The 21,328-nt window shown below is 71.3% G+C and carries 18 protein-coding genes and 1 pseudogene; 13 read left to right on the top strand and 6 right to left on the bottom strand.

The features are described from left to right. Position 1 precedes the first annotated feature (1 nt). The 5 genes from CCR97_RS23215 (at position 2) to CCR97_RS23195 (ending at position 8,483) form a co-directional block, all read left to right on the top strand. Positions 2 to 1,051, top strand: coding sequence for a DUF58 domain-containing protein (locus tag CCR97_RS23215; protein ID WP_111357425.1), 1,050 nt, complete (start codon positions 2 to 4; stop codon positions 1,049 to 1,051). Then, positions 1,051 to 3,879, top strand: a complete 2,829-nt coding sequence (locus CCR97_RS23210; protein WP_201159911.1) for a DUF4159 domain-containing protein — start codon at positions 1,051 to 1,053, stop codon at positions 3,877 to 3,879. Before CCR97_RS23215 ends, CCR97_RS23210 begins: the two co-directional genes overlap by 1 nt. A 154-nt stretch (positions 3,880 to 4,033) precedes the next feature. After that, the gene (locus CCR97_RS23205; protein ID WP_111360480.1) at positions 4,034 to 6,106 is read left to right on the top strand and encodes a hypothetical protein; all 2,073 of its coding nucleotides are present in this window, start codon (positions 4,034 to 4,036) and stop codon (positions 6,104 to 6,106) included. 379 nt (positions 6,107 to 6,485) lie between these two features. Beyond that, a complete protein-coding gene (locus CCR97_RS23200; RefSeq protein WP_201159907.1) occupies positions 6,486 to 7,703 on the top strand; it encodes a LeuA family protein in 1,218 nt (405 codons plus the stop codon). A gap of 228 nt (positions 7,704 to 7,931) precedes the next feature. Beyond that, a complete protein-coding gene (locus CCR97_RS23195) occupies positions 7,932 to 8,483 on the top strand; it encodes a sugar O-acetyltransferase (protein WP_276330227.1) in 552 nt (183 codons plus the stop codon). A gap of 249 nt (positions 8,484 to 8,732) precedes the next feature. Here CCR97_RS23195 and CCR97_RS23190 read toward each other — a convergent pair whose 3' ends face one another. Then, positions 8,733 to 9,716, bottom strand: coding sequence for a Bug family tripartite tricarboxylate transporter substrate binding protein (locus CCR97_RS23190; protein WP_111359390.1), 984 nt, complete (start codon positions 9,714 to 9,716; stop codon positions 8,733 to 8,735). A gap of 61 nt (positions 9,717 to 9,777) precedes the next feature. Beyond that, positions 9,778 to 10,284, bottom strand: coding sequence for a GNAT family N-acetyltransferase (locus CCR97_RS23185; protein WP_111359389.1), 507 nt, complete (start codon positions 10,282 to 10,284; stop codon positions 9,778 to 9,780). 114 nt (positions 10,285 to 10,398) lie between these two features. Here CCR97_RS23185 and CCR97_RS23180 point away from each other — a divergent pair, with 114 nt between their 5' ends. Further along, positions 10,399 to 11,385 (top strand): glutathione S-transferase family protein, encoded by a 987-nt coding sequence (locus tag CCR97_RS23180; protein ID WP_111359388.1) that lies wholly within the window; start codon positions 10,399 to 10,401, stop codon positions 11,383 to 11,385. A gap of 1 nt (position 11,386) precedes the next feature. On the opposite strand, the gene CCR97_RS23175 is transcribed toward CCR97_RS23180, so the two are convergent. Next, positions 11,387 to 11,818, bottom strand: a complete 432-nt coding sequence (locus CCR97_RS23175; protein ID WP_170145994.1) for an NUDIX domain-containing protein — start codon at positions 11,816 to 11,818, stop codon at positions 11,387 to 11,389. A gap of 732 nt (positions 11,819 to 12,550) precedes the next feature. On the opposite strand from CCR97_RS23175, the gene CCR97_RS23170 reads away from it, so the two are divergent. After that, on the top strand, positions 12,551 to 13,456 hold the full coding sequence (locus tag CCR97_RS23170) for a response regulator transcription factor (protein WP_207199564.1): 906 nt from the start codon (positions 12,551 to 12,553) through the stop codon (positions 13,454 to 13,456). A 332-nt stretch (positions 13,457 to 13,788) separates the two neighbouring features. On the opposite strand, the gene CCR97_RS23165 is transcribed toward CCR97_RS23170, so the two are convergent. Beyond that, positions 13,789 to 14,496, bottom strand: a complete 708-nt coding sequence (locus CCR97_RS23165) for a DUF1013 domain-containing protein (RefSeq protein WP_111359856.1) — start codon at positions 14,494 to 14,496, stop codon at positions 13,789 to 13,791. A 196-nt stretch (positions 14,497 to 14,692) separates the two neighbouring features. Between CCR97_RS23165 and ispH the strand changes: the two genes are divergently transcribed. The 3 genes from ispH to rnhA all read left to right on the top strand — a co-directional run bounded on the left by ispH (position 14,693) and on the right by rnhA (position 17,308). After that, positions 14,693 to 15,724 carry a 4-hydroxy-3-methylbut-2-enyl diphosphate reductase gene (ispH, locus tag CCR97_RS23160; RefSeq protein ID WP_111359857.1) on the top strand — a complete coding sequence of 344 codons (1,032 nt, stop codon included), beginning with the start codon at positions 14,693 to 14,695 and terminating at the stop codon, positions 15,722 to 15,724. 112 nt (positions 15,725 to 15,836) lie between these two features. Further along, entirely contained in the window at positions 15,837 to 16,805 is a 969-nt protein-coding gene (locus CCR97_RS23155) for a homoserine kinase (protein ID WP_111359858.1), read from the top strand. A gap of 20 nt (positions 16,806 to 16,825) precedes the next feature. Then, a complete protein-coding gene (rnhA, locus tag CCR97_RS23150) occupies positions 16,826 to 17,308 on the top strand; it encodes a ribonuclease HI (protein WP_111359859.1) in 483 nt (160 codons plus the stop codon). A 206-nt stretch (positions 17,309 to 17,514) separates the two neighbouring features. On the opposite strand, the gene CCR97_RS23145 is transcribed toward rnhA, so the two are convergent. Further along, a complete protein-coding gene (locus CCR97_RS23145; RefSeq protein ID WP_111360747.1) occupies positions 17,515 to 18,000 on the bottom strand; it encodes a peroxiredoxin in 486 nt (161 codons plus the stop codon). Positions 18,001 to 18,183: 183 nt separating this feature from the next. Continuing rightward, positions 18,184 to 19,032 (bottom strand): protein-disulfide reductase DsbD domain-containing protein, encoded by an 849-nt coding sequence (locus CCR97_RS23140; RefSeq protein ID WP_201159904.1) that lies wholly within the window; start codon positions 19,030 to 19,032, stop codon positions 18,184 to 18,186. Between the two features lie 183 nt (positions 19,033 to 19,215). Between CCR97_RS23140 and CCR97_RS23135 the strand changes: the two genes are divergently transcribed. The 3 genes and pseudogenes from CCR97_RS23135 to CCR97_RS32370 all read left to right on the top strand — a co-directional run. Further along, positions 19,216 to 19,836 (top strand): YqgE/AlgH family protein, encoded by a 621-nt coding sequence (locus CCR97_RS23135; protein WP_111360537.1) that lies wholly within the window; start codon positions 19,216 to 19,218, stop codon positions 19,834 to 19,836. Positions 19,837 to 20,115: 279 nt separating this feature from the next. Beyond that, a complete protein-coding gene (locus CCR97_RS23130) occupies positions 20,116 to 21,030 on the top strand; it encodes a DUF533 domain-containing protein (RefSeq protein ID WP_201159903.1) in 915 nt (304 codons plus the stop codon). 177 nt (positions 21,031 to 21,207) lie between these two features. Continuing rightward, positions 21,208 to 21,328, top strand: a pseudogene (locus CCR97_RS32370) (IS110 family transposase); the annotation flags it as partial.

The raw sequence follows: 21,328 nt of genomic DNA, 5'->3' as shown, positions 1-21,328 counted from the left end.
GATGGCGGCAACCCCCACCGCCTCGCCGGGTCGCGACAAGCGGCCGCCCGAGACGCGAACACCCGAGCAGCAGGCGCTCGATCGCGCCGGCGCGTCGAGCCGTCACCTCGCGGCGCTGATGCCGCGGCTGGTGCTGGAGGCGCGCCGCGTCGCCGCGACCGTCATCCACGGCCTGCACGGCCGCCGCCGCGCCGGTCCGGGCGAGAACTTCTGGCAGTACCGCCGCTTCGTCTCCGGCGAATCCTCGGCCCGCGTCGACTGGCGCCGCTCGGCGCGCGACGAGCACCTCTACGTGCGCGAGCGCGAATGGGAGGCCGCCCACACGGTGTGGATCTGGCCGGACCGCTCGCCCTCGATGGCATTCCGCTCGCGGCTGGCGACCGACAGCAAGCTCGAGCGCGCCCTGGTGATGGCGCTGGCGCTCGGCGAGGTGCTGGTGCAGGGCGGCGAGCGCGTCGGCATCCCGGGCCTGATGCCGGTGACGGCCAACCGCAACGTCATCGACCGCATGGTGCAGGCCTTCCTGCACGACGCGGCCGAGCGCGCGAGCCTGCCGCCGGCCTTCTCGCCCTCGCCGCTGTCCGAGGTGCTGGTGCTGGCCGACCTGTGGAGCCCGATCGGCGAGATCCGGCAGACGCTGGCGCGGCTCTCCGCCGCCGGCGCGCACGGCCATGTCGTGCAGATCGTCGATCCGGCCGAGGAGACGTTCCCGTATTCGGGCCGCGTCGAGTTCGTCGAGCCCGAGGGCTTCGGCGCCGTCACGGCCGGCCGGGCCGAGGCGTGGCGCGACGACTACACGACCCGCATCGCGCTCCACCGCAGCCAGATTCGCGCCGAGACCGACCGCATCGGCTGGAGCTTCGTGATCCACCGCACCGACCGTCCGGCGACCGACCTGATGCTGCAGCTCCACGCCCGCCTCTCCGCCGGACGGGGCGCCGTGTCGCCGGCCGCCCGCAGCGAGCCGGCGCCGGACGCGGAGCGCGGCGACGAGACCGGCGCCGACGCCGAAACCGACACCGCGGCGTTCGCCGAAGCGAGGTCCGCATGATCCCCGGGCTGCCGCTCGCCTTCGCCTCGCCGCTCGTGCTGATCGGGCTCGTCAGCCTGCCGCTGCTGTGGTGGCTGCTGCGTCTCGTGCCGCCGCGGCCGCGCCGCGTCGACTTCCCGCCGACCCGCCTCCTGTTCGACATCGCCCCCAAGGAGGAGACGCCGGCCCGCACGCCGTGGTGGCTGACGCTGCTGCGGCTGACGCTCGCCGCCCTCGTGATCCTGGCCGCCGCCGGGCCGTTGTGGAATCCGCCGGTGTCGACCGCCACGGCCAAGGCGCCGCTCGTCGTGCTGATCGACGACGGCTGGTCGTCGGCCTCCACGTTCGACGCCCGGATGCGCACCGCGACCGATCTCGTCGCCCGCGCCCAGGCGGACGGCCGCGGCGTCGCCCTGGTGCCGCTCTCCGAGCCGACCCGCGACCTCTCCTTCGAGCCGCCGGACGCCGCCGCGGCGCGGCTGCGCACCATCCGGCCGAAGCCGCACGCGGTCGAGCGCGCCGACGCGCTGCCGGCCATCGGCCGCCTCGTCGCCGGCACGCCGGAGGCGGAGGTCGTCTGGCTCGCCGACGACGTCGATCTCGGCCGCGCGCCGGACTTCGTCAACGGCTTGAAGGCGCTCGCCGAAAACCGTGCCGTCACCGTGGTGAGCGGCGGGGTGCGGCCGGCGCTGGCGCTCGCCGCCGCCGACAACGCCGCCGGCGGGCTCTCCGTCAAGGTGCTGCGCGCCGTGGCCGACGGCCCGACCGCCGGCACGGTGCGGGCGCTCGATCTGCGCGGCCTGCCGCTCGGCGAGACGTCGTTCGGCTTCGGCGGCGGGGCCACCGAGACCGAGGCGCGCTTCGACCTGCCGGTCGAGCTGCGCAACGACATCGCGCGGCTGGAGATCATGGGCGAGTCGTCGGCCGGTGCCGTGCAGCTGCTCGACAAGCGCTGGCGCCGCCGCACCGTCGGCGTCGTCACCGGTTCGACCACCGAGACGGCGCAGCCGCTGCTCGCCTCGACGTTCTATCTCGGCCGCGCGCTCGCCCCCTTCGCCGACGCGCGCATCGCCGAGCGCGGATCGCCGGCCGAGGCGGTCGGCCAGTTCGTCGACCAGCGGCTGCCCATGCTGGTGCTGGCCGATGTCGGCAACGTCGCCGGACCGGCGCGCGAGAAGCTGACCCGCTGGGTCGAGGACGGCGGCGTGCTGGTGCGCTTCGCCGGGCCGCGGCTCGCGGCGGCCGACGACGACCTCGTGCCGGTGCGGCTGCGCCGCGGCGGCCGGGTGCTCGGCGGGAGTCTCAGCTGGGAGCAGCCACAGCGGCTCGCGAGCTTCTCGCATGACGGGCCGTTCGCCGGCCTGCCGGTGCCCGAGGACGTCACGGTCCGCCGGCAGGTGCTGGCCGAGCCCGACTCCGCGCTCGTCGATCACACCTGGGCGGCGCTCGCCGACGGCACGCCGCTCGTCACCGCCGCCAAGCGCGGCAAGGGGATGGTGGTGCTGTTCCACGTCACGGCCGACACCCGCTGGTCCGACCTGCCGCTGTCAGGCGCCTTCGTCGAGATGCTCCGCCGCGTCGTCGGCCTGTCCGGCACGTCGGTCGGACCGGAGGCGGGCGCGAAAGCGCAGGGCACCGCCGACACGGTGGCGCCGACCCGCCTGCTCGACGGCTACGGCGTGTTCGGCCCGCCGCCGCCGACCGCCCGGCCGGTCGCCGCGGGCTTCGCGGGCCGTGCCACCGCCGACAATCCGCCCGGCTTCTACGGGCCGCCGGAGGGCCTCGTCGCCGTGAACACGCTCCTCGCCACCGACCGCCCGAAGCCGCTCGACCTCGCCCCGCTCGGCGCCCGCATCGAGCCGTACCGGGCGACCGAGCCGCAGGACCTGCGCGGACCGATCCTGCTCGGCGCCATGGCGCTGGCGCTCGTCGACGCCCTGATCGTGTTCTGGCTCGCCGGCGGGCTCGCCCGCCTGACCGGCTGGCGCCGCGCCCCGGCCGCGATTCTCGTCGGCCTCGCCGTGGCGCTCTCGACCGTCGCGCCGCCGCCGGCGCAGGCGGCCGAGCCGCGCCCCGCCGACCCGCAGGCCGATGCCTTCGCGGCCAAGGCGACCTCGGGCGCCCGCCTCGCCTATGTGACGACCGGCAATGCCGAGGTCGACGCGATCAGCAAGGCCGGGCTGCAGAGCCTCACGGTGTTTCTCGGCCAGCGCACCGCGCTGGAGGGCGGCGAGCCGCTCGGCCTCGACATCGCGCGCGACGAACTCGCCTTCTTCCCGCTGATCTACTGGCCGATCGTGCCCGACGCGCCGAAGCCGTCGGCGCAGGCGCTCGCCCGCGTCGACGCCTACATGAAGCAGGGCGGCACCATCCTGTTCGACACCCGCGACGCCGTCGAGGCGGCGCCCGGCGCCGAGACGCGGAGCCCGGGCATGGTGGCGCTGCGTGGCATCCTGTCGTCGCTCGACATCCCGGAGTTGGAGCCGATCCCGCGCGAGCACGTGCTCACCAAGACGTTCTTCCTGCTGCGCGACTTCCCGGGCCGCTTCACGGCCGGACGGCTGTGGGTGGAGGCGATGCCAGCCGCCGACCCGGACGGGCCGGACGAGCGCCGCCCGGCCCGCGCCGGCGACGGCGTCTCGTCGATCCTGATCACGTCGAACGACCTCGCCGGCGCTTGGGCGACGCGGCCGGACGGCCAGGCGCTGCTGCCGCTGGTGCCGGGCGAGCCGCGCCAGCGCGAGCACGCCTTCCGGGCCGGCGTCAACATCGTGATGTACGCCCTGACCGGCAACTACAAGGCCGACCAGGTCCACGTCCCGGCGCTGCTGGAGCGGCTGGGACAATGAGAGCTGGGACAATGAGAGGCGGACTGCCTCGCCCGTCATGGCCGGGCTCGTCCCGGCCATCCACGGGGTTGCGTTCAACAGCGGCCGAAGGCGTGGATGCCCGGGACGAGCCCGGGCATGACGACGCTGAACACGTCGCAGCACCGGACACCGCATGACCTTCGGTATCTCGTTCGCGCCGCTCGTTCCCGATTACGTCGTGTGGGCCGCCGCGGCGGTCGCCGGCGTGATCGCGCTCCTGCTGATCGTCGCCCGCATGCGCGGTGCCCTGATCAGAACGCTGGCGCTGGCGCTGCTGGTGCTGGCGCTGGCGAATCCGTCCTTCACCCGCGAGGACCGCGAGCCGCTGTCGTCGGTCGCCGTGATGGTGGTCGACAAGAGCGCCAGCCAAGGATTCGGCGAGCGCGCCGCGCAGGCGGAAGCCGCGCGCGCCGCGCTGACCGAGCGGCTGGCGCGCATCACCGGACTCGAGCTGCGCACCGTCGAGGCCGGCCAGGCCGACGGCGAGAGCGACGGAACCCGTCTGTTCGGCGCGCTCGGCGCGGCGCTCGCCGACGTGCCGCCGGAGCGTGTCGCTGGCGCCATCATGCTGACCGACGGCCGCGTCCACGACGTGCCGGCCGACACCGGCGCGCTCGGCTTTTCGGCGCCCGTGCATGCGCTGGTCACTGGCCATCCGGGCGAGCGCGACCGCCGCGTCGTCCTCGTCTCGGCGCCGCGCTTCGGCATCGTCGGCCAGCAGCAGACCATCACGTTCCGGGTCGAGGACACGGGCGCGCCGCGCGGCCCCGCCGAGGTGCGCATCAGCCGCGACGGCGAGACGATCGAGCGCCGCAGCGTGCTGTCGGGCGATCAGGTGCGCGTGCAGGTGCCGATCCCGCATCCGGGCCAGAACATCGTCGAGATCGAGGCATCGCCGATCCTCGACGAGCTCACTCCGCTGAACAACCGCGCCGTCGTCTCGATCGACGGCGTGCGCGACAAGCTGCGCGTGCTGCTCGTCTCCGGCGAGCCGCATGCCGGCGAGCGCACCTGGCGCAATCTCCTCAAGTCCGACGCCAATGTCGACCTCGTCCACTTCACCATCCTGCGCCCGCCGGAGAAGCAGGACGGCACGCCGATCAACGAGCTGTCGCTGATCGCGTTTCCGACCCGCGAGCTGTTCCAGCAGAAGATCAACGAGTTCCAGCTGATCATCTTCGATCGCTACGCGCGCCAGGGCGTGCTGCCGATCATCTATTTCGACAACATCGCCCGCTACGTGCGCGACGGCGGCGCCGTGCTGGTCGCGGCCGGCCCCGACTACGCCAGCCAGACCTCGCTGTGGCGCACGCCGCTCGAGTCGATCCTGCCGGCCGAGCCGAACGGCCGCGTCACCGAGCAGGCGTTCCACGCGGCGCTGACCGATCTCGGCAAGCGCCATCCCGTCACCCGCACCCTGGAGGGCGCCGGCGCCGAGCCGCCGGCCTGGAGCCGCTGGTTCCGCCTGGTCGACGCCCGCTCGATCGAGGGCATGACGGTGATGAAGGGGCCGGACGAGAAGCCGCTGCTGGTGCTCGCCCGCGAGGGCGAGGGCCGCGTCGCGCTCCTGCTGTCCGATCACATCTGGCTGTGGGCGCGCGGCTACGAGGGCGGCGGGCCGCACATCGATCTGTTGCGCCGGCTGTCGCACTGGCTGATGAAGCAACCGGATCTCGAGGAGGAGGCGCTGCGGCTGTTCGCCCGCGGCCGCGAGATCGTCGTGCAGCGCCAGACCATGGCCGAGACGGCGGCGCCCGTGACGTTGACGGCGCCGTCCGGCGCGACCCGCACGCTCGAGCTCGACCCGGCCGACGCCGGCGTCTGGCGCAAGAGCATCGAGGCGAACGAGCTCGGCCTGTGGCGCGCCTCCGACGGCAAGCTCACCGCGATGGTGAATGTCGGGCCGCCCAACCCGCGCGAGTTCTCCGAGGTGACCTCGACCACCGACGTGATGGCGCCGCTCACCGACGCGACCGGCGGCAGCGCCCGGCGACTTCTCGCGCGCGCCGGCGCCGAGGCCGACGTGCCGCGCGTCGTCGCGGTGCGCTCGTCCGAGACCTTCAAGGGCGACAGTTGGATCGGCCTGAAGATGCGCGACGCCAGCGTGGTGCGCGGCGTCGGCGTGCTGCCGATGTTCGCCGGCCTTTTGGGCCTCCTCCTCCTGGTCGGCAGCCTCGCCCTCACCTGGGCCCGCGAGGGGCGGTAGGCTCTTGCCCGCTCTCACCTCTCCCCGCGCGCGGGGCCCCACCTCTCCCCGCGTGCGGGGAGAGGTCGACGTTCGCGCGATCAGCGCGGACGTCGGGTGAGGGGGCGCCACCGCGAGTCTCTGCCTTGCGGAAACGCCCCCTCACCCGACTCGCCTCTTCGAGGCGAGCCACCCTCTCCCCGCACAGCGGGGGGAGGGAAAGTGCGCGTTCTCCCTGTCGCAACGGCGGGACCGCCCTGCGTGGGGCCGGATGGACGGACCGCGTCCGGCCGCGTTAAACACCGGCTCCCTCCGCGTGCGCTCGTGCGGCCCATGATCGCGCGCCTCTGCCAACCTCGCGCCCCCGCGACGACCAACCCTCGACCACCAAGGTGATCCGATGAGCGACTCTCACATCCGCGACAACGAGTGGTGGGTCTCCCCCTACAACAACGCCGCCGACGTCGTCGCGGCCCGGCAGCTCCCGGCCAAGGTCGAGATTCACGACGCGACGCTGCGCGACGGCGAGCAGACGCCCGGCATCGTCATGGACGTCGCCGACAAGGTGGCGATCGCCGAGAAGCTCGCCGAGGTCGGGGTCGAGCGCATCGAGGCCTGCATGCCGGCCGTCTCCGACATGGACTTCACCGCCATCAAGGAGATCTCGAAGCTCGGGTTGAAGTCGAAGATCTTCTCCTTCGCGCGCGCCGTCACGGTCGACATCGACAAGGCGCTCGACTGCGGCTGCCACGGCGTGATCATCGAGATCCCGATCGGCTATCCGAAGCTGAAGTACCAGTTCAAGTGGACCTGGGAAGACGTGCTGCGGAAGAGCATCGAGGTCGTGAACTACGCCAAGAAGCGCGGCCTCTACGCCGTCTACTTCCCCTACGACACGACGCGGGCGCGCCCCGAGGATCTGGAGAACCTGCTCACCCGCCTGATGCAGGAGGCGCCGCCCGACTCGATCGGCATCGTCGACACCATGGGTTGCGCGCTGCCCGAGGCAATCAAATACATGGTGCGCCGCGTGAAGGCGCTCACCAACCTGCCCGTGGAGGTGCACACTCACAACGACTTCGGCATGGCGGTGGCGACGGAGCTCGCCGGCGTCGAGGCCGGCGCGAGCTGCATCCACTCCTGCGCCAACGGGCTCGGCGAGCGCACCGGCAACGCCGCGCTGGAAGAGCTGATGGTCGCGCTGCACGTGCTGTACGGCTACGACAAGCAATACAAGCTCGACAAGCTGCCGGAGCTCGGCGCGCTGGTCAGCCGCATCACCGGGGTGCCGATCGCCGCCAACAAGCCGATCCTCGGCTCCAAGAACTTCACCCGCGAGTCCGGGATCGGGGTGGACCTCGTGGTGAAGGAGCCGCTCGCGATGTTCGGCACGCATCCGGCACTGACCGGCCGGGCCGGCGACGTGGTGCTCGGCAAGAAGAGCGGCAAGGCGTCGATCACCTACACGCTGGAGAAGCTCGGTCTGCCGATCCCGGACGACGCGCTGGTCGGCGAGATGCTGAAGCAGGTGAAGGACAAGGGCATCGCCAAGCGCGGCCTGGTGACGGACGAGGAGTTCTCGAAGATCGCCCGCGACGTGATGGCCGTGAAGGTGTGAGACTCGCCGTCCGGCGAGCGTCGGGACTCTGACCCGTCATACCAGCCGTCACAATCTCTGACTCGTCATGCCCGCGCTTGTCGCGGGCATCCACGAACTGAATGCTTCGCAACAGCTAGATCGTGGATGGCCGGGACAAGCCCGGCCATGACGGAGGAAAAAGAAGGGCCGCCGGAACCGGCGGCCTTTTTGTTTGTAGTCAGAGGACACGAGAGAAGGCGAGGGAACGTGCGGAGCGAAAAGCAGAAGATGCTCGCCGGCGAGCTCTATCGCCCCGGCGACGCCGAGATCCAGGCCGACCAGGCGGCGACCAAGACCTGGCTGGCGCGCTACAACGCCATGCTGGATACGTCCGCGGCAGCGCGCCGCGAGGTCTTGCGTGAAAAGCTCGCCGCGGTCGGCGACGGCGCCGTGATCCGACCGCCGTTCTTCTGCGACTTCGGCTTCAACATCGCGCTCGGGCGCGACGTCTTTCTCAACTACAACTGCGTGATCCTCGACGTGGTCGCCGTCACGATCGGCGACGCCACGCAGATCGGCCCGGCCGTGCAGATCTACGCGGCCGACCATCCGCGCGATCCGGAAACGCGCCGCGCCGGGCTGGAGCTCGGCCGGCCCGTGGTGATCGGAAAGAACGTCTGGATCGGTGGCGCCGCCGTGATCCTGCCCGGCGTGACGGTCGGCGACGACGCCGTGATCGGCGCCGGCAGCATCGTCACCCGCGACGTGCCGCCCGGCGCCACGGTCGCCGGCAATCCCGCACGCGTGCTGCGAAGCTGATCAGAAAGCAGAGAGCGGCGTGTCACCGCGCATCCGTGTTCCGGACGGGCTGCAGCGCGAAGCGGTGCGGCCCGAGCCGGGACCCAGGGCGACGCATACGGCGTCGCCACGTCGCAAGCCATGTCTCTCGACAGTCCCTCGGCAGATCGCCCTGGGCCCCGGCTCTGCGGCGCACCAGGCCTGCGGCCTGCTGCGCCTTGTCCGGGGCACGACGCTGCGATGTCAGGACCTTCCGCCCCCCTGATCAGATCAGTCGATCTTCAGGCCGATGCGGTTGACCACGTCGCCCCACTTGGTGATCTCGGCCTTGACGAAGCGTTCGGCGTCGGCCTGCGAGCCGCCCAGCGCCGAGAAGCCGATGCGGGCGAACTGCTCCTTCACGTCCTGATCCTTCAGCACCGTGTTGAGGTCGGCGTTGAGCTTGTCGATCACGGCCTGCGGCGTCTTGGCCGGCACGAACAGCGCCACCCAGGTGGCGTCGTCGACCTCGTCGAGCCCGGCCTCGGCGACGGTCGGCACGTTCGGCAGCGCCTCGACCCGCTTGGCACTGGTCACCGCGAGCGGCACCACCTTGTCGGACTTCACGAGCTCGGTCGCCGCCGGCATGGCGACGCTGGCGAGCGCCACGTGGCCGCCCATCACGGCGTTGAGGGCCGGGCCGGCGCCCGTGAACGGCGCGTGCGGGATGTCGACCTTGGCGAGGAAGCGGAAGATGCGCTCGCCCGAGAGATGCGGCGTCGTGCCGGTGCCGGCCGAGCCGAAGGCGAGGCTCTTGGTCTTCGACAGCGCGATCACGTCCTTCAGCGTCTTGGCGCCGAGATCGGGCGCGGCGACGATCAGGTTCGGGGTCGTCGCCGCGAGGCCGGCGACCTTGAAGTCGGTCTCGCCGGCATAGCCCGGGTTCTTGTAGAGGCTCGGATTGACCGCGAAGGCGCTGGTCGAGACCAGCACCGTGTAGCCGTCCGGCTGGCCGCGCGCGACCTGCACGGCCGCGATGTTGCCGCCGGCACCGCCGCGGTTCTCGATCACCACCGACTGGCCCCAGAGCTGCTGCAGCTTGAGCCCGACAATGCGGCCGATGATGTCGGCCGGGCCGGCCGGCGCGAAGGCGATCAGGAAGCGCACCGGCTGGGCCGGATAGGCCGGCGCCTGGGCGTGCGCGCCGGGCGCCAGAGCGAGGGTGGCGGCGAGCACCGTGGCGGCTGTGGCCAGCCGTCGCGTCAGGTCGAGCATGGGAACTCCTCTGCGAGTCTTCTTCGTGGCTTCGTGGACGCTCGTCGACGACGCCGACCGATCAGGCGTCCCAGTCCGGGCGGACCGGACCCGAGACGCCGTCGAAGGCGCCGGGCTCGAGCTCGGCGACGAGCAGGCGGGCGGGATCGACCGGACCGGGCATCACGGCGCTGCCACGCGGCACGCGCTTGAAGCCGGCTCGGGCGTAATAGGGTTCGTCGCCGACCAGCAGCACGAGCGTGTGGCCGCGGGCGCGGGCCTCGGCGAGCGCCCGCTCCATCAGCTCGAGGCCGATGCCGCGGTCGCGGAACGGCGGCTCGACGGTCAGCGGCCCGAGCAGCAGCGCCCTGGTGTCGCCGATGCGGATCGCGGTCAGCCGCACCGAGCCGACCAGCAGGGTGCCGATGCGGGCCAGGAACGACAGGTCGCGGTGGTGCGCGGCCCGCTCGCGGATCCGATACGCGGTGCGGGCATAGGCGCCAGGGCCGAAGGTGCGCTCGTGCAGCCGCTCGACCGCGGCCGTGTCGGCCGGTGTCTCGGGAAGGATGGTGAGCGACAGGTCCGTCATGCGACTGGGAACGGGCTCGGGAGGGGGTGCCGGGCGCGGCCGTTGCGCCTAGATAGCAGGCATCGGCCGGCCCGAGAAGCGTTCACGGCCGGGAAGGCGAAGGCGGAGAAACGCATGGGTCTGCTCGTCGACGGCGTCTGGCACGACCAGTGGTACGACACCAAGGAGACCGGCGGGCGTTTCGTCCGCACCGAGTCGCAGTTCCGCCATTGGGTGACGGCCGACGGCACCGCCGGCCCGAGCGGCGACGGCGGCTTCCCGGCCGCGCCCGGGCGCTACCGGCTCTACGTGTCGCTCGCTTGCCCGTGGGCGCACCGCACCCTGATCAAGCGGGCGCTGAAACAGCTCGACGACGTGGTCCCGGTGTCGATCGTGTCGCCCCTGATGGGCCGCTCCGGCTGGACCTTCGAGACTGCGGAAGGATCGACCGGCGACCCTGTCCTCGGCGCCCGCACGCTCGCCGACGTCTATGTCGCGGCAAAGCCCGACTACTCCGGACGGGTGACCGTGCCGGTGCTGTGGGACACGGCCCGGGCCACCATCGTCAACAACGAGTCGGCCGAGATCATGCGGATGCTGAACCGCGCCTTCGACGCCTTCACGGACGTGACAGACGACTACGCGCCGGCCGACCTGCTCGACGAGATCGACCGCATCAACGCCTTCGTCTACGCCACCATCAACAACGGCGTGTACCGGGCCGGCTTCGCGACGACCCAAAGCGCCTACGAGGAGGCGTTCCGGGCGCTGTTCGCGGCACTCGACGCGATCGAGGCGCGGCTCGCGACGCAGCGCTATCTGGTCGGCGACCGGCTCACCGAGGCCGACTGGCGCCTGTTCACGACGCTGATCCGCTTCGACGCCGTCTATGTCGGGCACTTCAAGTGCAACCTGCGGCGGATCGCCGACTATCCGGCCCTGTCGAACTATCTGCGCGACCTCTGGCAAGTGCCGGGCGTCGCCGCGACCGTGTCGCTCGATCACATCAAGCGGCACTATTACGGCAGTCACCCCACCATCAACCCGACCGGCATCGTGCCGCTCGGGCCGGAGCTCGACTTCTCGGCCCCGCACGACCGCGACCGCTTCGCCAAGGCGTGACTCACCAGCGACCGGTCGCCGGAGTGCCGTGAAAAACCTCGGCGATGCGGGCGCGGGTGCCGCGCGTCGTCTCGTCCGGCAGGGCGTCGAGCGCGAAGAAGCCGGTGGCGACGATCTCGCGGTTCGGGATCGGCGCCGACGGCTGCTCGAACGCCCGCACCACGTAGAGCGCGACGTGATCACGCCGCGACACGTGCGCATTGAGGTAGAGGCCGTGCAGGGCCGGCGCGCCGGTCAGCCGGACATTGCCCTCTTCGAAGAGCTCGCGCTCCAGCGCCTCGTGCAGGGTCTCGCCGGGCTCGACGCCACCGCCCGGCAGGTACCAGCCCGAGACGTAGGAGTGCTTCACCAGCAGCACCCGGCCGTCGCCGTCGATCACCATGGCGCGCACGCCGAGCGTCATGCCGCGGCTGAGCCGCCACCACACATGCATGGCGCTGCGCAGCCCGCGTTCGCCGCTCCGCCGCAGGCGTGCCGCCCGGCTTTCCCGCGCGGCCGACGGCCCGGCGCCCGTCTCGCAGGGCGATGGCGGACCGGGTCGGGACGCGTCGTGCTCCGCCATGGCTGTGCTCGGTTGCCGATGTTTCACTGCACGCTAGCAACTGCGCGCAGCCAGGGCTAATCCGCCTCGGAACTGCCTCTGCCGCAGCGCCCTTCGACCGGAAAGCCCGTTCCGGTGTCGCCGAATTCCTCTGCGGCCGCGTTGATTCGCGGCCTGCCGCCGCCGGGTCGGACAGCCCGCCCGGAGATCGGCACCGGCGGTTGCAGCACCCCCCGCTCGCGTTCGAAGCAAACTGATCACAATCACGTGAGTTCGCGCGGGCTCGTGGCCTGAAACCTCATTCCTCGACGACACAGGCAAGGATTGGGAGACAAAGGTGACAGATAGTTTCCTAATTCGAGAAGACGAGGGGTTGAACCAGACTTGCTTGTGGCTGATCGGGATTGATTCGAGTGGCGGATTGCGATTGTGTAGCTTCGAAACAAGTACACTCATGCAGATCGAAACGAGATCGCACTCATCCTAAAGTTTATAGGGAATAAGTTGCCGATCGGCGAGGTCCGAAAATGCACAATCAGACGGGCTAATACGGCTCCAATTAGGAATTAGACTTGAGGCTAGTACACTCCGACCGCCCAGCGAGTCACGAATACGTGACACTTCATGTCGCGCATGGTCGGAGGATTGGCCCGGACATGGGTCGTCTCCCGGCCCGACGGATCGCCGAGCCCGAGTCGCAGTAGGGGATTCCGAGTGACCACCTCCGACGCACTGTTCCGCGACCTGACCGTCTACGCCGCGCTGCTGGACCGGTTCGGGTTCATTCTCGCGGTCAATCCGCAATGGAAATCCTTTGTGGATGCCGGCGGTCTGGTGCTGCCCTTCGAGGATCGGTCGCCGCCCAATTACGGCATCGGCGAGAACTACCTGCGCTTCTGTGCCTTCGCGGACCCCCTGTCGCCTCGCCTGATCACCGGCATCTCCCAGCTTCTCGCCGGCCAGACCGATATCGTCTCGATCGTCTATCAACGCCGCTCCCCGGTCCAGAACACATCGTTCATGCTGCTCGGGCTGCCCCATGCGTCCGACGGCAGCCGCGCGGTCCTGCTGCATGTCGACGTCACCGCGGTGGCGGCCGCCCTGGCCGAGGCGCAACGGGCCGCCGGCCCGACCGCGGTCCCGAACGCCGCCGGACTGTCGGACGTCGTCGCCGAGCGGCCGGACATCACCTCGGCCGTCGCCGGCGGACTCGAAGCGGCGGTGCTGACCGCCGTGGCGCCGCGCCCGGCGGTGCGCGGCCTCGCGCATCGCGGGCACGGCGGCGACAGCGGCGACGAGCGTCAGCCGATCCTCAGCAAGCGCCAATGGCAGGTGCTGTCGCTGATGACCAACGGGCTCACCAATGTCGAGATCGCCCGCCAGCTCGGGCTGTCCCCCAACACGGTGAAGATCCACGTGTCGGGCATCCTGGCGCGACTCGGCCTGCCGTCCCGCACCCAGGCGGTGCATTGGGCCTTGACCCAGGGCCGCACCGAGAAGCAGGCGGCGAGCCCCGACGGGCGCCCCTGATGTTGCGCGTCTGATCTCGCCCTCGATCGCAGCGCGTCCGCGCCGGGCGCGGCGACGGGCGTTTCGACACACCGATCGATCCTGCAGGGAGCGGCCGCGTGGCCCTTCGAGGGTCGGTGAAAACGTTTTCACCGACCGCGGATCGCTCGTTTCACGTCGGAGTGGTTTCACGTCGGAGCGTCGGCCATCGGCCCGCTCCGACCTCGTCCCGAGGGGCCGCAGGGTTCGAGACGCGGCCTTTCGGCCGCTCCTCACAGGCCCGGTCCAGCCATCGCGTGCCCGGTATACCCGCATCACAGGGCTTCTAGCGCAGCCGGCGACCGTCGGGGCGGTCAGTCCTCGTCGTCCTCGTCGCCCTTGCCGCCGCCGATCTGCTTGAGCTTGGCGAACACCGCCTCGACGTCGAGCTCCTCGCTCGGACGGCGGCTGTCCTCCTCGGCCTCCTCGGCGTCCGGCCCGGTGGTGACCTCGGCCGGCAGCAGGGTGACGCCCTGATCGGTGTCGGTCGGCGGCCGCTCCTTGGCGGCGCGGGCGACCTCCATGTCGAGGTCGATCTGCGAGCACAGGCCGAGCGTCACCGGGTCGAGCGGCGTCAGGCTGGCCGAGTTCCAGTGGGTGCGGTCGCGGATCGCCTTGATGGTCGCCTTGGTGGTGCCGACCAGGCGCATCACCGCACTGTCCTTCAGCTCGGGATGATTGCGCACCAGCCAGAGGATCGCGTTGGGGCGGTCCTGGCGGCGCGACACCGGGGTGTAGCGGGGCCCACGCTTGCGCTTGGCCTCCGGCACCCGCACCTTCGACTCGGCGAGCCGCAGCCGGACGGAGGTATCCTTCTCGGCCCGGGCGATCTCCTCGCGGCTGAGCTGGCCGGTGACGATCGGGTCGAGGCCCTTGATGCCCTGGGCGGCGTCGCCGTCGGCGATCGCCTTCACCTCGAGCGGGTGCAGCTTGCAGAAATCGGCGATCTGATCGAACGAGAGGGCCGTGTTCTCGACCAACCAGACGGCGGTGGCCTTGGGCATGAGCGGCTGGGTGGACATGGGTCAAAGCTCCTCTGTGCCTCGCCCGCCCCTCGGAGGCGAAGCCTGTGTCATTTCAGGAAATGACGGAATTCAAGACCTATATAGTCGAGACGCCGGCCCCGGCGCAACCCGCCCGGACCCCTGCCTTGACAGGGCTCCGGGGGGAGGCCAAACCGACGGATCAGGAGACGACATGACGAGCCAGGGACCAGCCATGCCGCCCGCCCGCGACGCCACGGACGCCGCTTCGGGCGTCGACTCCACCGTCAAGACCAAGCCGCCGCTGCAGATTCTGCTGTGCTCGCCGCGCGGCTTCTGCGCCGGCGTGGTGCGGGCCGTCGACACGGTCGAGCGGGCGCTGGCGCTGTACGGGCCGCCCGTCTATGTGCGCCACGAGATCGTCCACAACCGCTACGTGGTCGAGAGCCTGAAGAAGAAGGGCGCGATCTTCGTCGAGGAGCTCGACGAGATCCCGGAGACCACGGCGCCCGTGGTGTTCTCGGCCCACGGCGTGCCGAAGTCCGTGCCGGAGAGCGCCGCCAAGCGCAACTTCTTCGCCCTCGACGCCACCTGCCCGCTGGTCTCCAAGGTCCATCGCGAGGCCGAGGTGCACCACAAGCGCGGCCTCGAGATCGTGTTGATCGGCCATGCCGGCCACCCCGAGGTGGAAGGCACCATGGGCCAGCTCCCGCCCGGCGCCATCACGCTGATCGAGACGGTGGCGGACGTCGAGACCTTCACGCCGCGCGATCCGTCGAAGCTCGCCTACGTGACCCAGACGACGCTGTCGATCGACGACTGCACCGGGATCATCGCGGCCCTGCAGCGGCGCTTCCCGCAGATCACGGCGCCCCACAAGGAAGACATCTGCTACGCCACCACCAATCGGCAGGAGGCCGTCAAGACGGTGGCGCCGCGGGTCGACGCCCTGATCGTGGTCGGTTCGCCGAACTCCTCGAACTCCAAGCGCCTGCAGGAGGTCGCCCTACGCAACGGCTGCCCGCACGCGCAGCTCGTCGACCGCGCCGCCGACATCGACTGGTCGCAGCTCGGCGGCATCCGGACGCTCGGCCTCACGGCCGGCGCCTCGGCCCCCGAGGTGGTGGTCGAGGAGATCATCGACGCCTTCGCGGCGCGCTTCGACGTCGCGGTCGAGACCGTGTCGGGCGCCACCGAAAGCATGTTCTTCCCGCTGCCGCGGCAGCTCCGGGAGCTCGACAAGGCCTCCGGCACCGCCGCCGAGTGAGGGGCGCGCCGCGCGAGCGGCGTCCCGGGCCTTCGAATGCAGTTTTTGAGGGGGTGCATTGTCCGCGGCGGGAGGGACTCCACGTCGCGGAACAATGCTCTTTGGGGGTGGGATGGCCGTCTACACCGACGTCACGGCCGACGAGCTGCAGGCCTATCTCGCCGACTACGACCTCGGCAGCCTCCTGTCCTGCAAGGGCATCGCCGAGGGGGTCGAGAACTCGAACTTCCTCCTGCACACGTCGCGCGGCCATTACATCCTGACCCTGTACGAGAAGCGGGTCGCCGAGGCCGACCTGCCGTTCTTCATCGGCCTGATGGAGCATCTCGCGGCGCGCGGCCTGACCTGCCCGCAGCCGGTGAAGAGCCGGGCCGGCCAGGCGCTCGGCCGGATCGCCGGCCGCCCTTGCGCGATCGTCACCTTCCTGGACGGCATGTGGCTGCGGCGCCCGGGCGTCGCCCATTGCCACGCGCTCGGCGGCGCGCTCGCCGCCCTGCATCTCGCCGGCCGTGACTTTCCGATGGAGAGGCGCAATTCGCTCTCGGTCGACGGCTGGCGGCCGCTGTTCGAGGCCGCCGAGGCGCGCGCCGACGAGGTGACGCCCGGCCTCGCCGACGCCGTCGAGACGGCGCTCGCCGCCCTCGAGGGCGGCTGGCCGGACGGGCTGCCGCGCGGCGTCATCCACGCCGACCTCTTCCCCGACAACGTGTTCTTCCTCGGCGACAAGGTGTCGGGCCTGATCGACTTCTACTTCGCCTGCACGGACACGCTCGCCTACGACGTCGCGATCTGCCTCAACGCCTGGTGCTTCGAGCCGGACGGCGCCTACAACGTCACCAAGGGCCGCGCCCTGCTCGACGGCTACGGCAAGGTGCGGCCGCTGTCGCGCGACGAGAGCGCCGCCCTGCCGGTGCTGTGCCGCGGCGCCGCCCTGCGCTTCCTGCTGACCCGGCTGTACGACTGGTTCGCGGTGCCGGCCGGCGCGCTGGTGCGCCGCAAGGACCCGCTCGAATACTACCGCAAGCTCCGCTTCCACCAGACGATCGGCGGCGCCCGCGACTACGGCATCGACGCGGCGTGACCACAGGGATCGAGGCGAGCGTGAGCGACGACACGGGCGCGGCGGCCAAGCGCGTCATCATCCACACCGACGGCGCCTGCTCGGGCAATCCCGGCCCGGGCGGCTTCGGCGCGATCCTCGAATGGGACGGTCGCACCCGCGAGCTGAAGGGCGCCGAGCCGCTGACCACCAACAACCGCATGGAGCTGATGGCGGCGATCGTCGCGCTGGAGACGCTCAAGCGCCCCTGCGCCGTCGACCTCCACACCGACAGCCAGTATCTGCGCCAGGGCATCACCGGCTGGATCCACGGCTGGAAGCGGAACGGCTGGAAGACGGCCGACAAGAAGCCGGTGAAGAACGTCGACCTGTGGCAGCGCCTCGACGAGGCGATCCGCCGCCACGACGTCGCCTGGCACTGGGTCAAGGGCCACGCCGGCCACGACCTCAACGAACGCGCCGACGAGCTCGCCCGCGAGGCGATCGCCGAGCTCCGCGCCGCCCAGCGGGCGGAGCGGGGGTAGACGCTGGAACACCGATGACGGTGTGAGGTGGTTCGGCTCGCCGCAGCCGGCTCTCTCCCCCCTTGTGGGGGAGAGGTGGAGAGGGGGGTGAGCCGCAAACTCAGAGACTGCGGCTCACCCCCCTCCCTGTCCCTCCCCCACAAGGGGGGAGGGAACGATGGAGCCGCGAGGCGATAGGGCCGCGGATACGCCCGGACAGTACAGACCTACATCGCCGCCAGGAGCGCGTCGGCGCTCGACAGCTCGGCCTTGCCGGTCTCCTGCTCGACCGAGAGCTTCTTCACGACGCCGTCCTCGACCAGCATGGCGTAGCGCTTGGAGCGCACGCCGAGGCCGCCGGCCGAGATGTCGATCGTCAGGTCGACCGCCTTGGCGAAGTCGCCGTTGCCGTCGGCCAGGAACTCGATCTTGCCCTCGGCGCCGCTCGCCTTCTTCCACGCCTCCATCACGAAGGCGTCGTTGACCGACGTCACCGCGATGGTGTCGACGCCCTTCGCCTTGATGGCGTCGGCGTGACGCAGGAAGCCCGGCAGGTGGTTGTTGGAGCAGGTCGGCGTGAAGGCGCCGGGCACCGCGAACAGCACCACGGTCTTGCCCTTGAAGATCTCGTCGGTGGAGACCCAGGCCGGTCCCTCCGCCGTGATGACGCGGAACTTGGCCTCGGGAATGCGATCGCCGACTGTGATGGGCATGGTCTCTCTCGTCCTCGATGGGCGGCCCGGCGCGGCGGAACGCACCGCCGTCCGGAGGGGGATTCCGGTGCCGCGGGCCGGCGTGCCGGGCCGCAGTACCGTTACGCCGCGAATAGAAGCATCCGTGCGACACGGCGCAAGCCTTTCGCGCGCGCCCCGGGCGAGCCGAGGCGAGGCGCCGTGTCAGTCGAGCCGCGCCTTCACCTCGACGGCGACGTCGCCGGCCGTGGCGGTCAGCGTCAGGGTGGTGCCCCTCGGGTCGGTGCCGGGCGGCGCACCGTCGACCGCGAAGCCGAACAGACGGGTGCCGTCCGGCCCCTCCCCCATAGGCTCGGGCAGCGGCAGGGCCCAGTCCTCGCTCGGCCCTTCAGCGAACAGGTCGGGCGTCGTGCCGGCCGGCGCCGCGACGGCGACGACGACCCGCGGCTTCGGCCAGTCCCCCTCCACCCGCACGCTGCGCACCGCGAGCGGCCCGTCGGCGCCGACCGCCGCGGGCTTCGGCACGCGCGCCAGGGCGGCCGTGACGGCGGCGGCCTCGCCGGTCCCGGCCGGCAGCGTCAGCGTGGCGCGCCCGGAGGCCGGGACGCACAGCCTCTCGCAGATCGCATAGTCGAGAGCGAGCACCAGGGTCGCCGGCTTCGCCGGGTCGATGCGCTCGACCGCGAGCGGAAACAAGACCCGCTGCGAATAGCCGATCGCCGTGCCGCCACCGTCCTCGAATCGCTTCGGCGCCGGCCATCGCACCGTGGCGGCCCGGACATTGGTGGAGGCGGAAAAATCGAAGCGCGGCGGCACGCCCGAGTCACCGGGATACCGCCAATAGGTCTTCCAGCCGGGGGCGAGCCGGATTTCCGCGCCGGCCGCGAGGAACGCCGGGTCCGGTCCCGGCGTTCCGCCGACGAGGCGGACCGCGGCGCGATTGTCGCCGTCCCAGGCGGAAGCCGAGGCACCGCCCGCAAAGGCCGGTCCGGGCACCGCCCCGACAGCCAGCATCAGGCCCAGCGCCGGAAGGAGTGCGAGCCATCTGCCCATGGAACCGACCGCCTGCATGGCGCGAGTCGCCGCTCCGTTCATCACCTGGTCTCGTGTCCCGCGTAAGGTCGGACCGCCCGACCGGATTTCAAAGGTCCTGCAGAGGGGGTGCGCGCGCGTCGCGGCCCGGGCGACGGCCAGCCGCGTTGCCGAACCCGCGCCCCTCGGAGTAATCTCGCCGAGATGAAAGCCGCCCGGAAGATCGCGCAGCAGCACGAGCCCAAGCGGGGCTACCTCGACGGACAGATGCTGATCGCCATGCCGAGCATGCGCGACGAGCGTTTCGCCCGCAGCCTCATCTATGTGTGCGCGCATTCGTCGGAAGGGGCGATGGGAATCATCGTCAACCAGCCGGCGCCGAACATCTCGTTCGCCGACCTCCTGGTCCAGCTCGAGGTCATTCCCGCCTCCGATCTGATCATCCTGCCGCCGCGCGCCGGCGCCGTGAAGGTCTTGCGCGGCGGCCCGGTCGAGACCGGACGCGGCTTCGTCCTCCACTCGGCCGACTTCTTCATCGAGAACTCGACCCTGCCGATCGACGACGGCATCTGCCTGACCGCCACGCTGGACATTTTGAAGGCGATCGCCCGCGGCGACGGGCCGCTCTCGGCCGTGCTGGCGCTCGGCTATGCCGGCTGGGCGCCGGGCCAGCTCGAGACCGAGATCCAGTCGAACGGGTGGCTGCACTGCGCCGCCGATTCGGAGCTGATCTTCGGCCCCGACACCGAGCGCAAGTACGACCGCGCGCTGGAGAAGATCGGCATCCCGCCCGGCATGCTGTCGAGCGAGGCCGGCCACGCCTGAGGCGTCGGCGGCCCGCACGCCCACCCCGATCGACCCGATTCGCCCGCCCCAGCGGGCGTAGCGCCCTGCGCAGCGCCGGGTGTGGACGCGCGTCGCGGCGCGTGCCGAACGGCTGAAATCTTCCTATACTACCGGCACCCGCGCGGTCGTTTTCAGCGCGGCGCCTTCTTGCGGGCGGACGACGCCCGTAGGGCCGCCGCCGAGCGTGCGGTGATTTTTGCGCCAGGACCACGCCGGACAGAGCACTGCGCCCGGACCTCGCGACAGGAGATTGAGCTCATGGATTCGAAGACGATCCTCGACACGATTCTGGGCGGCAAGAACGGCGCCGCCGGCGGAATCAGCAGCGTGCTCGGGCAGGCTGCGACCGACCTCCAGGCCGGGATGCGCGACGGCGCCGCCGGCGCACCGGTCGGCACCGGCAGCTTCGCCAGCGTGATCGGGCAGATCCTCGGCGCCGCCAAGACCGGCGTGCAGGAGGCGGCCCGCGACGTGGAAGCGTCCACCGGCATCGGCGCCAAGGCCGACGCGGCCCTCACCCAGGCGACCGGCTCGAGCGCCGGCGATCTCCTGGCGCGGGCGCGCGAGCTCGTCGCCGGCAACCAGCTCGCCGGCGGGGCGGCGCTCGGCGGGCTCGCCGCGCTGCTGCTCGGCACCGGCGCCGGCCGCGGCGTCGCCGCCTCGGCGGCGAAGCTCGGCGGCCTCGCCATGATCGGCGGCCTCGCCTACCGGGCGCTGGAGGCCTACAAGGCCGGCAAGCCGCTGGTCGATCTCGGCGGCGGCGTCACGCCGGCCCCGGCTGCGAGCCCGTTCGGCGAGACCGCCGACGCGGCGACCGACGAGGCGACGGCGCTCCTCCTGGTGCACGCCATGATCGCCGCGGCGGCGGCCGACGGCGTGCTCGACGAGGCGGAGCGGACCCACATCGTCGGCGGCCTCGCCAAGGCGGGCCTCGACGCCGACGCGACCGCCTTCCTGGTCAACGCGTTCGCCAAGCCGCTGTCGCCCGAGGCGCTGGCCGCCCAGGCGACCTCGCCGGCCGTCGGCGCCCAGGTCTACGCGGCGGCCCGCCTCGCCATCAATTCCGACAACCCGGCCGAGACGGCGTTCCTGGCCAAGCTCGCCGCCGCCCTCAGGCTCGCACCGGCGCTCTTGGAGAACCTCGAAGCGGCGGCGGCGGCGGCGCAGAAGTAGACGGTCGACGTCGCTTCACGTCATCCCGGGGCGCGAACCGCAGGTTCGCGAGCCCGGGATCCATATCCCCGGCGCAGGTGACTCACGACAGACAGGGGCTTGATGGTGTGGACGGCCCCCTACGGCATCGCTGTGCCAGAATGAGGTCGGTGAAGATCTCAAACGAGGGGGCCGTCCGTGAGCCAGAGTATCCGCATCGGAATGGATACGTCGAAGCATATCTTTCAACTGCACGGGGTGGACGCGGCCGAGCAGCCGGTGCTGCGCAAGCGGCTTCGTCGCAAGGAGGTGGAGGCGT

This window comes from Rhodoplanes elegans (assembly GCF_016653355.1).
GTDB classification, from domain to species: Bacteria; Pseudomonadota; Alphaproteobacteria; order Rhizobiales; family Xanthobacteraceae; genus Rhodoplanes; species Rhodoplanes elegans.
The sequence above is the reverse complement of the archived record's forward strand: the minus strand, read 5'-3'. Positions and strand labels throughout refer to the sequence as shown.

Excerpts from the sequence above, each read along its gene's own strand:
- CCR97_RS23145 (WP_111360747.1), bottom strand. The coding sequence starts at position 18,000 with ATGCCCATCACAGTCGGCGATCGCATTCCCGAGGCCAAGTTCCGCGTC.
- CCR97_RS23130 (WP_201159903.1), top strand. The coding sequence starts at position 20,116 with ATGGATTCGAAGACGATCCTCGACACGATTCTGGGCGGCAAGAACGGC.
- CCR97_RS23140 (WP_201159904.1), bottom strand. The coding sequence starts at position 19,032 with ATGGGCAGATGGCTCGCACTCCTTCCGGCGCTGGGCCTGATGCTGGCT.
- CCR97_RS23165 (WP_111359856.1), bottom strand. The coding sequence starts at position 14,496 with ATGTCCACCCAGCCGCTCATGCCCAAGGCCACCGCCGTCTGGTTGGTC.
- CCR97_RS23175 (WP_170145994.1), bottom strand. The coding sequence starts at position 11,818 with ATGCATGTGTGGTGGCGGCTCAGCCGCGGCATGACGCTCGGCGTGCGC.
- CCR97_RS23135 (WP_111360537.1), top strand. The coding sequence starts at position 19,216 with ATGAAAGCCGCCCGGAAGATCGCGCAGCAGCACGAGCCCAAGCGGGGC.
- CCR97_RS23200 (WP_201159907.1), top strand. The coding sequence starts at position 6,486 with ATGAGCGACTCTCACATCCGCGACAACGAGTGGTGGGTCTCCCCCTAC.
- CCR97_RS23185 (WP_111359389.1), bottom strand. The coding sequence starts at position 10,284 with ATGACGGACCTGTCGCTCACCATCCTTCCCGAGACACCGGCCGACACG.
- ispH (WP_111359857.1), top strand. The coding sequence starts at position 14,693 with ATGCCGCCCGCCCGCGACGCCACGGACGCCGCTTCGGGCGTCGACTCC.
- CCR97_RS23180 (WP_111359388.1), top strand. The coding sequence starts at position 10,399 with ATGGGTCTGCTCGTCGACGGCGTCTGGCACGACCAGTGGTACGACACC.
- CCR97_RS23205 (WP_111360480.1), top strand. The coding sequence starts at position 4,034 with ATGACCTTCGGTATCTCGTTCGCGCCGCTCGTTCCCGATTACGTCGTG.
- CCR97_RS23155 (WP_111359858.1), top strand. The coding sequence starts at position 15,837 with ATGGCCGTCTACACCGACGTCACGGCCGACGAGCTGCAGGCCTATCTC.
- CCR97_RS23170 (WP_207199564.1), top strand. The coding sequence starts at position 12,551 with ATGTCGCGCATGGTCGGAGGATTGGCCCGGACATGGGTCGTCTCCCGG.
- CCR97_RS23190 (WP_111359390.1), bottom strand. The coding sequence starts at position 9,716 with ATGCTCGACCTGACGCGACGGCTGGCCACAGCCGCCACGGTGCTCGCC.
- CCR97_RS23215 (WP_111357425.1), top strand. The coding sequence starts at position 2 with ATGGCGGCAACCCCCACCGCCTCGCCGGGTCGCGACAAGCGGCCGCCC.